This is a genomic window from Nocardia sp. NPDC019219 (genome assembly GCF_040632645.1).
Taxonomy (GTDB): domain Bacteria; phylum Actinomycetota; class Actinomycetes; order Mycobacteriales; family Mycobacteriaceae; genus Nocardia; species Nocardia sputorum.
Genome location: NZ_JBEYCG010000019.1, coordinates 25917 through 37295, shown reverse-complemented (window position 1 = coordinate 37295; position 11379 = coordinate 25917). Strand labels below are relative to the sequence as shown.

Annotated in this window: 2 protein-coding genes; both read right to left on the bottom strand. The window is 72.2% G+C overall.

The window, feature by feature from the left end; all coding sequences use genetic code 11:
• Positions 1–38: 38 nt before the first annotated feature.
• Positions 39–572 carry a PaaI family thioesterase gene (locus tag ABZ552_RS28420; RefSeq protein ID WP_281873413.1) on the bottom strand — a complete coding sequence of 178 codons (534 nt, stop codon included), beginning with the start codon at positions 570–572 and terminating at the stop codon, positions 39–41.
• Between the two features lie 10 nt (positions 573–582).
• The gene (locus tag ABZ552_RS28415; RefSeq protein ID WP_357440955.1) at positions 583–11376 is read right to left on the bottom strand and encodes a type I polyketide synthase; all 10794 of its coding nucleotides are present in this window, start codon (positions 11374–11376) and stop codon (positions 583–585) included.
• Positions 11377–11379 lie beyond the last annotated feature (3 nt).

The following is an 11379-nucleotide window of genomic DNA, read 5'->3' as shown; positions in this document are numbered from 1 at the left end:
GGTGGGCCCGGGGACTCGATCCCCGGGCCCACCGGCAGTCACCCGTTCCCGCCGCCCATTCGCACGAAGGTCGCGGTGGCGGTCGCGTAGACCTTGCCGTGGGCATCGACGAGGCGGCTCTCGGCGGTGGCCGTGGTCCGGCCGACGTGCACCGCCTCCGCTACCGCCTGCAACGCACCCTGGTTGTGCGACACTCCGCGCACCAGATTGGAGGTCATGCTCACGGTCGTGAGCATGGACTTGTCGTCCACCGACAGCTGCACCGCGCCCCACATCGCGACGTCGAGCACCGTGCCGACAACACCGCCGCCGACCACGCCGAGGAAGTTCACATGCCGCTCGTCGGGGGTGAGGCTCAGCGTCATCCGCCCCGGCTCGGCGTCGACCACCTCGATATTGAGCAGTTTGGCCAGCGGCGGCAGCGGCAGGGCGCCGGTGCGGATGCGCTCGACGAGTTCGTCACGCGAGAGCTGGATCATGCCGAGCACGGCGATGCCGGGATCTTCCCACTCCAGGTGCAGCGAGCGCACGCCATCGGTCATCGCGATCGCCGACACGTCGTTGTGTGTCATGAGCTTTCCTCTACTTTCCGGAGATCTGCTGGTCGATGAGAGCGAACAGTTCGTCCGCGGTGGCGGCCGCCTCGACGGCGTCCCGGCCCTGCGCGGCGGCGGGTTCGGGCTCGGGTTCCTCCACGGCCTCGGTGAGCGCCGCGCGGATCCGTTCGGCCAGCCGGGCCTTGTCCTCCGCGGACGGCAGAGTCGCGAACAACGCGGTGAGCGCGTCGATCTGGTCGTCGATCGCCGAGGTGGTCGCGGTCGCCTCCCAATGCGACCGCAGTAATTTCGCCACCGCGCTCACCGTCGGGTAGTTGAAGACCAGCGTCGAGGGCAGGCGCGTACCCGTGCCCTCCGACAGCCGGTTCCGCAACTCGACGCCGCTCAATGAATCGAAACCCATTTCGTTGAACGGCGTTTCGGGATCGATGGCGGCCGCGGACCGGTATCCCAATACGGCCGCGGCGTGCTCGCGGACGAACCCGAGCACCAGCGCGTCGCGTTCGTCCTCCGGCGCCGCGGCGAGCCGGTCGGCCAGCAGACCGCCGGACGCGCGCGTGGCCGCGACTCGCCGCGCACGGCTGGGTACCAAGCCGCTCAGCACCTCGGGCAGCAGTCCGGCACGTGCCTGCGCGGCCAGAGCGGGCTGGTCGAATGCGACGCAGGCGACCACCGCCGCGTCCGTGGCGAGCGCCGCGTCGAACAGCGCCGTCCCGTCCGCGTCACCGAGGATCCGCAGACCCATGCGCTGCAGCCGCGCCAGCGTGGCGCGGTCCATCTCGGCGGTCATGCCCGTGCCCTGGTTCCACAGCCCCCAGGCGACCGACAAGGCGGGCAGCCCTTGTGCGCGGCGGGCATGCGCGAGCCCGTCGAGGAACGCGTTCGCGGCCGCGTAGTTGCCCTGCCCGGGCGATCCGAGAATCGCCGCCGCGGAGGAGAACACGACGAACGCGGCCAGCTCCTGGTCCCGGGTGAGCTCGTGCAGGTGCAGTGCGCCGTCGACCTTGGGCGCGAGCACACGATCGAGCTGTCGTTCGGTCAGCGTCTCGATGGTGGCGTCATCGATCAGGCCCGCGGAATGGATCACCGCCGTCAGCGGGTGCTCGTCCCCGATCGACTCCAGCACGGCGGCCAGACCGGCGCGATCGGCCACGTCACACGCGGCGACCCGGGTGCGCGCGCCCAGCCCGTCCAGCTCGGCGACCAGCTCCGCGACCCCGTCGGCGGTCGCGCCGCGGCGCGACACCAGCAACAGATGCCGGACGCCGTGCGCGGTGACCAGGTGCCGGGCGAGCACCGCGCCCAATCCGCTGGTACCGCCGGTGACGAGCACCGTTCCGTCACCGAAAAGCCCTGTGCTGAGGGTTGTTTCGGGCATATCGGTAGGGGCCAGGCGCGGCAGGTGGAGTTCTCCCCCGCGGACCGCCACTTGGGCGTGCCCGGATTCGATCACGCCGAGCACCGTCGTCGCGTCCAGGTCCCCGTCGTGGTCCAGGAGCACGACGCGGCCCGGTTGTTCCGACTGCGCGCTGCGGACCAGGCCGGTCACCGCCGCGGCGGCCAGATCGATCGGCTCCCCGGGCAGGCCCGCCGCCCGGCGGGTCGCCACCACGAGCCGAGTGTCCGCCAGCCGCTCGCTCGAAAGCCAGGACCGCAACAACTCCCATGCCGTGCGGGTAGCGCGCCGCACCGTCCCCGGCTCCACCGGGCCCGCGGGTCCGTCGCCGGGCGACCACACGACAACTTCCGGAAGTCGTTCGGACGCAGCCACTTCGGTGACATCGGCGTAGTGGCGATCGACGCCGGATACCCGTGGCCGCCCCATCGTCGCCACGCGGTCGGGCACGGCCCGCAGCGCGGGTAGCTCCGCGCGCGTCCAGCGCAGGTGCAGGGGCGCCGCACGACGTGCCGCGGCTATGGGCCCCAACGCGTCGGCCGCGATCGGGCGTGCGGAGACCGCATCGATGCGCGCCACGAGCGAGCCGGTCTCGTCGGCGATGTCGATCGCGACCTGTCCCTCGGCATCGCGGACGACGCGGACGCGCACGGCGGTGGTTCCCGATCGCCACAACCGCACACCGGCGAACGAGAAGGGCAACGGCACCTGCCCGGCGGGCAGGTCGTCGATCAGATCGCCGAGCGCCGCGTGCAGGCAGGCGTCCAGCAGCGCCGGGTGGATACCGAACGGGGCCGCCGCGACGGTGACGGATTCGTCCAGGGAGACTTCGGCGAACGTCTGCTCGCCGCGCGACCACAGCGCGGTCACGCCCTGGAACACCGGACCGTAGTCCAGGCCGCGCTCCGCCAGCCGGTCGTAGAGCGACCCGTCCGACGGCTCGGCATCGGAAGGCGGCCGGAACCGCTCCCCCCAGACCGGCGCGGGCTCGTCGTCGGCCGTGGTCAAGACCCCGCTCGCGTGCTGCACCCACGCGTTCGCGTCGGCCGCGTCCGGGTCCGCCGGGCGGGAATGGATGGCGAAACCGCGCCGCCCTTCCTGGTCCGGCACACCGACACTCAGCTGCACATCGATCTCGACGCCCGCGTCGAGCACGAGGGGAGCTTGCAACAGGAGTTCCTCGACCACCCCGGCGTCCAGATGCGCGCCCGCGGCCAGGGCCATCTCCGCGAAGGCCGTCCCGGGCAGCAATACCGAACCGAACACCGCGTGGTCGCCGATCCAAGGCTGGGTACGCGTGGAACACCGGCCGGTGAACAACCATTCGTCCTTCCCGGCCAGCGGCACCGCGCTGGTCAGCAGCGGATGCCCGAACGAACCCGGCACGGCCTCGGGCGCGGGCTGCACCCAGTAGCGGCGGCGCTGGAACGCGTACGTCGGCAGCGTCACCCGCGCGTCTCCCGCGGGCAGCAGGGACCGCAGGCGAACCGGCACGCCTGCCGCGTAGGACTGGGCGAGGAGGGTGACGACCTGGGTCACCTCCTCGACCGACCGCCGCGACGACGCCGCCACCAGCGACTTCGCCGCCACCTCCGGACGCTCGGCCAGGCATTCCCCGATCATCGCGGTGAGCGCGGCGTCCGGCCCGACCTCGACGAAACGACGCACTCCGGCGTCGAGGAGACTGCGCACGCCGGGAGCGAAACGCACACAGCTGCGCACCTGCGCCACCCAGTAGCCCGGATCGCACACCTCGTCACCGGCCTGCGCGCCGGAGACGTTCGACACGATCGGCACGGCGGGCTTGCGATAGGTCAGCCCCTCCGCCACCGCGCGGAATTCCTCCAGCACGGGCTCCATCAGCATCGAATGGGACGCGTGCGAGATACGCAGCAGGGTGTTCTTACGTCCCCCCTCGGTCAGCCGCCGCTGCATCTCGCCGACGGCGTCGGCGTACCCCGAGAACACCACCGACTCCGGCCCGTTCACCGCCCCGAGCGCGAGCCGGTCACCGAGGCCGGTCAGCAGTTCCTCCGCTTCCGTCTCCGACACCGCGGCCGCCAGCATCGCCCCACCGGAGGGCGCTGCTCCCATCAACCGTCCCCGCGCCGCCACCAGGACACAGGCGTCGGCGAGCGACCAGACCCCGGACACGTATGCCGCGACGAGTTCGCCGAGCGAGTGACCCGCCAGCACATCCGGTACGAGACCGTGCGATTCCAGCAGCCGGAACATCGCCACCTCGAACGCGAACAACGCGGGCTGCATCCGGTCCATCCGGTCCAGCACCCCGGCCGCGTCGGTGAACATCACCTCCCGCAGCGAACCGCCGAGATGCCGGTCGAACTCCGCGCAGACTTCGTCCAGCGCGGTCGCGAAGACCGGGAACGCCCGGTACAGGTCCGCGCCCATGCCGACGCGCTGCGCGCCGCCGCCGGTGAACAGGAAGGCCGTGGCACCCGGCACCGCCTGCGCCTCGACCGCGTGCGGCGACCCCGCGCCCGCCGCCAGCGCGGCCAGCCCGGCCAGCAGTTCCCGCCGATCGCGTCCGACCACCACGCCGCGGCGATCCAGCAGTGCGCGCGAGTCGAGCAGCGCACTCGCCACCCGCCGCGAGTCGATCTCCGGCGCACCGGCCAGCCAGGAGCGCAAGCGTTCGGCTTGACCGCGCAGCGCTTCGGAGGTTTTCGCGGAGACCACGAGCGGCACCGCGCCGCCCGCCACCGGATCGGTGTCCGCCGCCGAACGCTCGTCGCGCGCGGACGGGGGCGCTTCCTCGAGGATCACATGCGCGTTCGTGCCGCTGATGCCGAACGACGACACCCCCGCGCGCCGTACCCGGCTGCCGGCCGTCCACGGCTCGGCGTCGGTCAGCACCCGCACCGATCCGGCCGACCAGTCCACGTGCGGGGAGAGTTCGTCCACGTGCAGGGTTCTCGGCAGCACCTCGTGGCGCAGCGCCTGGACCATCTTGATCACGCCGCCGACACCGGCCGCCGCCTGGGTGTGGCCGATATTGGACTTGAGCGAACCGACCCGCAGCGGGCCTTCCGGACGTCCCTGCCCGTAGGTGGCGAGCAACGCCTGTGCCTCGATCGGGTCGCCCAAGGTCGTTCCGGTCCCGTGCGCTTCCACGGCATCCACGTCCGAGGGGCCGAGCCCGGCATCGGCCAGCGCCGCCGCGATCACCCGCTCCTGCGACGGGCCGTTCGGCGCGGTGAGGCCGTTGCTGGCGCCGTCCTGGTTCACCGCGCTGCCGCGCACCACAGCGAGCACGTTGTGGCCGAGTCGCCGTGCGTCCGAAAGTCGTTCGACCACCAGGACGGCCGCGCCCTCCGCCCAGGCCACCCCGTCGGCGGCGGCCGAGAACGATTTGCACCGCCCGTCCGCGGCCAGACCGCGCTGGCGGGAGAATTCCACGAACACCGTGGGCGTGGCCATCACCGTCGCACCGCCCACCAGGGCGAGCGAACTCTCCCCCTGCCGCAGCGCCCGGCACGCCACGTGCAGCGCCACCAGCGAGGACGAGCACGCCGTGTCCACCGTCATCGCGGGGCCTTCCAGGCCGAGCGAATACGCGATGCGTCCCGAGACCACACTCGCCGCCGAGCCGGTCCCCACGTAGCCTTCGGCCTCGGGCCCCGCTTTGCGGGTCAAGACCTCGTAGTCCTGATACATCACGCCCGTGTAGACGCCGGTGTCGGTGCCCCGCAGCGACATCGGATCGATACCGGCGTGCTCGAGCGCTTCCCACGACACCTCCAGCAGCAAACGCTGCTGCGGGTCCATCGCGTTCGCCTCCCGCGGGCCGATTCCGAAGAATCCGGCGTCGAATTCCGCCGCGTCCGTCAAGAACCCGCCCTCTTTGACGTAGGAGGTTCCCGGATGCTCGGGGTCCGGATGGATCAGGCGATCCAGATCCCAGCCGCGATCCGCCGGGAACTCGGTTATGGCATCCGTACCCGAGGCAACCAGATCCCAGAGTTCGTCCGGAGACGTGACTCCGCCGGGGTACCGGCAGGCCATGCCGACGATCGCGATCGGTTCGTCGGCTCGCGTGCGTTGCTGCGTCCGGCGGATTCCCGGCCCGGCGCCCTCGATCCGGGAACGCAGCAGCCGAGCGACGGCGGCCGAGGTCGGGTGATCGAAGGCGAGGGTCGACGGAAGACGCAGACCGGTGGCCTTGGTGAGGCGGTTGCGCAGGTCCACCGCGCCCAGCGAGTCGAATCCCAGCTCGCTGAACGGTTTGTCGGCCTCGATCAGGTCGCCCGTCGCGTGGCCCAATACCTCGGCGACCTGCCCGCGAACGAATTCCAGCACGATCGCGTCGTGCCGGTCCGGCGGCGCCGAGGCGAGCCGCTCCGCCAGCTCGCCGCCGCCCCCTGCGGCGCGGCGCGGCACCGCTACCAGCGAACGCAGCGGCGGCGGCAGCAAACCCGCGCGGGCCTGTGCGGACAATGCCGCGGTGTCGAAGTCCACGGCGGCGACCAGCGGCGTGTCCGCGCCGACGGCGCGGTCGAACAGCGCGAGCCCGTCGGACTCGGTCAGTGGCCGGAAACCCATGCGGGACAGACGTTCCAGACCCGCACGGCCCAGGTCGGCGGTCATCCCGCCGTGCTGGCTCCACGGACCCCAGGCCATCGAGACCGCGGGCAGTCCCGCCGCGACGCGGCGGCGGGCCAGCGCGTCCAGCACCGAGTTGGCGGCGGCGTAGTTGCCCTGACCCGCGGAGCCCAGAACCGCGGCGATCGACGAGAAGAGAACGAACGCCGACAGGTTCCGGTCGCGGGTTAGTTCGTCCAGGTGGAGGGCGGCGTCGACCTTCGGCGCGAAGACCCGTTCGATCCGGTCGGGGGTGAGTGCGTGGAGCGTCGCGTCATCCAAGACGCCCGCGGCGTGGACCACGGCGGTCAGCTCCGGACCGTCGGCCAACTCGTCGAGCAGGGCGCGCACCGCGGCACGGTCGGCGACGTCGCAGGCCAGCACCCGCGGCCGAGCACCGAGTCCGGTCAGTTCGGCGACCAGTTCACCCACACCGTCGGCCCGTTCGCCGCGGCGTGACACCAATACCAGGTCGCGCACACCGTGCGTCGCGGCCAGGTGCCGGGCCACCAGGGCGCCCAACCCGCCGGTGCCGCCGGTGATCAACACCGCGCCCGAACCCAGGGTGACCGGCCCGCCGGTCACCTGGCCGCGCCGGGTGAGCCGGGGCGCGAGCAGTTCGCCCCCGCGCGCCGCCAGCTGCGGTTCGTCGGTCGCGAGGGCCGCCGAGATCAGCTCGGGCCCGACGACCGCGTCACGCTCGGCGTCCACCAGGACGATCCGGCCGGGATGCTCCGATTGCGCGCTGCGCAGGAGTCCCCAGGTCGCCGCGGCCGCCAGGTCCTCGCCGTGCTGTCCGGCGCCGTTGCGGGTCACCACGACCAGCCGGGTGTCGCCGGACTCGGGCAGGCGCAACCAGGACTGCACCATCGCCAGCGCGGTGTTCGCGCTGCGGCGTACCCTGTCGGCCTCGGCGCCTTCGGTGTGCCCGGGTTCGGATTCCGCGAACCACACCACCGCGTCGGCCTGCCGGGCGTTCGAGGTCCCAGCGGCCGCGGTCAGCGCGGCCATGTCCGGATGGTGTTCGCCGAAAGCGGATCGCGCCGGTCCGCCGACCGCGGCCAGCCGCACCGCGCCGGACGGCGCACCGGATGCCACTGCCACCCACTGCACGTCGTAGAGACCGTGAGGTGCGGCCGAGCGCGTGTCGCGCACCGCGTCACTGTCGACCGGACGCGCCTGTAGCGCGTCGATCGTGAGCAGCAACGCGTCCATGTCGTCGCGCAACTCGACCCGCACTCCGTCCGCGCCCACGGGCCGGATCAGCGCCCGTGCCCCGCTCGCGCCACCGCGATACAACCGCACACCGGTGAAGGAGAACGGCAGCGGCGCGTGGTGCGCGGGCGCATCGGCGGCCAATACATCGACCGCGGCGTGCAGTGCGGCATCCAGCAGTGCGGGGTGCACACCGAAACGCGAGGCGTCCGGGGTCGTCTCGCCGAGGCGCACGTCGGCCAGGACGGAGTCGTCGCGGCGCCACAACCGGTGCACGCCTTGGAATGCGGGTCCGTAATCCAGGCCACGGGCGGCCAGGTGGTCGTACAGCGCGGCTCCGGTCGTCGCGTCCTCGTCCGGGGACGGTCCGTCCGTACCGCCGGATGCCCCCGCGCCATCCGTGGCGGGCGCGAGCACACCACGTGCGTGCGTGGATCCGGCGGTCCGGTCGCCGACCGTCCGCGAGGCGATGACGAAGCGCCTGCGTCCCGCGTCGTCGGGCGATTCGACGCTGATCTGGAGATCGACCTCGGTTCCCTCGTCCAGCCGCAGCGGCGCCTCCAGCACCAGTTCCTCGACCGTCGCGGCGTCCAGTCGCGCGCCGACCGCCAGCGCGAACTCCACGAACGCGGTGCCCGGCAACAGCACCGTGCCGAACACCGTGTGGTCGGCCAGCCACGGCTGCGACAGCGTGGACAGGCGGCCGGTGAACAGCCACTCGTCCGTACCGGCCAGGGCCAGCGCCGCGCCGAGCATCGGGTGGTCCATCGCGGTCAGACCGGCGCGGCTCACATCGCCGATCCCGTCGGCCGGCGGCAACCAGTACCGCTGACGCTGGAAAGCGTAGGTGGGCAACGGCACTCGGCGCGGCCGGGTGTCGGCGAACAGCGGGCGCCAGTCCACTTCGGCGCCCGCGGCGTGCGCGGCGGCCAGGAAAGCGGTGAGCTGCCCGGCCTCGTCCGCGCCACGCCGCACGGCGGCGACCACCGTGCAGCGGGCCTCGACATCGGGTTGTTCGGCGAGACATTCCCGGGTCATCGCGGTCAGCACCGCGTCGGGACCGACCTCCAGGAATCGCACCACCCCACTCGCGGCCAGTGCCCGGATGCCCGGTGCGAACCGCACCGCCGACCGCACCTGACGGACCCAGTACTCGGGATCGGTCAGCTCGTCGCCTGCCGGTGCGCCCGAGACATTCGAGACGATCGGGATCGTCGGCCGCCGGTAGGTGACGCCGGAAGCCACGGCCCGGAACTCCGACAGCATCGGTTCCATCCGCGCCGAATGGAAGGCGTGGCTGACGCGCAGCCGGTTCGTCCGGCGACCTCGCTCGGCGAAGAGCCCCTCGATCTCGGCGACAGCGTCGGCGTCACCGGACAGCACCACCGACGACGGGCCGTTCACCGCGGCCACGGAGACCCGGCCGTGGTACCCGTCGAGCGCGGCCGACGCCTCTTCTTCCGGGACCGCCACCGCCAGCATCGCGCCGCCCGCGGGCAGGCCGCCCATCAGCCGGCCCCGCGCCGCCACCAGCGCACACGCGTCCGGCAGCGACCACACTCCGGCGACATACGCCGCCGCCAGTTCACCGATGGAATGGCCCAGCAGCACGTCCGGTGTCAGACCGAAGGACTCGACGAGCCGGTACAGCGCCACTTCGAACGCGAACAGCGCGGGCTGGGTGAACTCGGTCCGATCCAGCGGTCCGGGCGCGCTGTCGCCGTCCGGCGACTCGGTATAAAGGAGGTCTTTCAGCGAACGTCCGAGCAGCGGATCGAATTCGGCGCACACCCGGTCCAGTTCCGCCGCGAACACCGGGAACGCCGCGGACAGTTCCCGTCCCATTCCGGCGCGCTGCGCGCCCTGACCGGTGAACAGGAACGCCGTGCGGCCCGAGCGCGCCCGGCCCTCGACCACGCCCGGCGTGGAACGCCCTTCGGCGAGGGCCGCCAAACCGGCCAGAAGGTCGTCCCGGTCACGACCGACGACCGCGCCGCGCCATTCCAGCCGGGCACGGGAGGTGAGCAGCGAATGCGCGATATCCCGCGGATCCGCCGCCGGGGTGTCGGTCATCCAGCGCCGCAAGCGGTCGGCCTGTTCCCGCAGTGCGGCGCCAGAACGCGCGGACAACAGCAACGGGAGCACCTGCGGCGAAGGATGATTCGCTGCGACAGGCTCGGTAGGACCGGGCTCGGATTCGGTCTCGGTGGGCGCATCGGCGGGCGCTTCCTCGAGGACGACGTGGGCGTTGGTACCGCTGGCGCCGAACGACGACACGCCCGCGCGCCGGACCCTGGCGCCGGTGGGCCACGGCTCGCTCTCCCGCAGCAGCCGCACGGTGCCCGCCGACCAGTCCACATGGGGAGTGGGCGCGTCGATGTGCAAGGTCTTCGGCAGCATCTCGTGCCGCATGGCCTGCACCATCTTGATCACGCCCCCGACGCCCGCCGCGGCCGAGGTGTGACCGATGTTGGATTTCAGCGATCCCAGCCGCAAAGGCGCCTCGGGTTCCCGAGCGCCGTAGGCGGCGATCAGGGCGCGGGCCTCGATCGGGTCGCCCAGCATCGTGCCCGTACCGTGCGCTTCCACCACGTCGACGTCGGCGGGCGCCAAGCCCGCGTCGCGCAACGCCTGCCCGATCACGGCTTCCTGCGACCGTCCGTTCGGCGCGGTCAGCCCGTTGCTCGCGCCGTCCTGGTTGATCGCGCTGCCGCGGACGACCGCCAGCACGGTGTGCCCGAGCCGCCGTGCGTCGGAGAGCCGTTCGAGCACCAGCACGCCGAGTCCCTCGGAGAAGCCGGTTCCGTCCGCCGCCGCCGCGAATGCCCGGCACCGGCCGTCGGGCGAGAGGGCGCGCTGCCGCGCGAACGCGATGAGCAGCGACGGATCCGACATCACGGTGACCCCGCCCGCCAGCGCGAGGGTGGCGTCGCCGTTGCGCAGCGCCCGGCACGCGAGATGCAGGGCGACCAGCGACGAGGAGCATGCCGTGTCGATCGAGACGGCCGGACCCTCCAGCCCGAGGGTGTAAGCGATCCGGCCCGACAGCACACTGCTGGAAACACCCAGATAGGCATGGCCTTCCGTTTCGGCCGTGATATCCGGGGAGCCGACGCGGGGCCCGTAGTTCTGGTGGGCCACCCCGGCGAACACGCCGGTGTCGCTCCCGCGCAGCGACAGCGGGTCGATGCCGGCGTCTTCCAGGGCCTCCCAGGCCGCCTCGAGCATCAGGCGCTGCTGCGGGTCCATCGCGGCGGCCTCGCGCGGGCTGATGCCGAAGAAGCCCGCGTCGAAATCGGCCACACTGTCGAGGAAACCGCCTTCCCGCGTGTAGACCGTCCCGGGGACGTCCGGATCGGGATCGAACAATCGCTCGAGGTCCCAGCCGCGGTCGGAGGGATACCCGCCGACGGCGTCCACGCCCTCGGCGGCGATGCGCCACAGGTCCTCGGCGGACCGGACGCCGCCGGGGTATCGGCAGGCCATCCCGACGATGGCGATGGGCTCCCGCGTCCGATCGGTGAGTTCGCGCAGGTGTTGTTTGGTCTCGTAGAGTTCTTTCGCGGTCTTCTTCAGATAGCGGCGTAGCTCGTCGGTGTCGGCCATCGG

What these genes read in the sequence shown, in the direction of transcription:
- ABZ552_RS28420 (WP_281873413.1), bottom strand. Translation starts at nt 572, where the DNA reads ATGACACACAACGACGTGTCGGCGATCGCGATGACCGATGGCGTGCGC.
- ABZ552_RS28415 (WP_357440955.1), bottom strand. Translation starts at nt 11,376, where the DNA reads ATGGCCGACACCGACGAGCTACGCCGCTATCTGAAGAAGACCGCGAAA.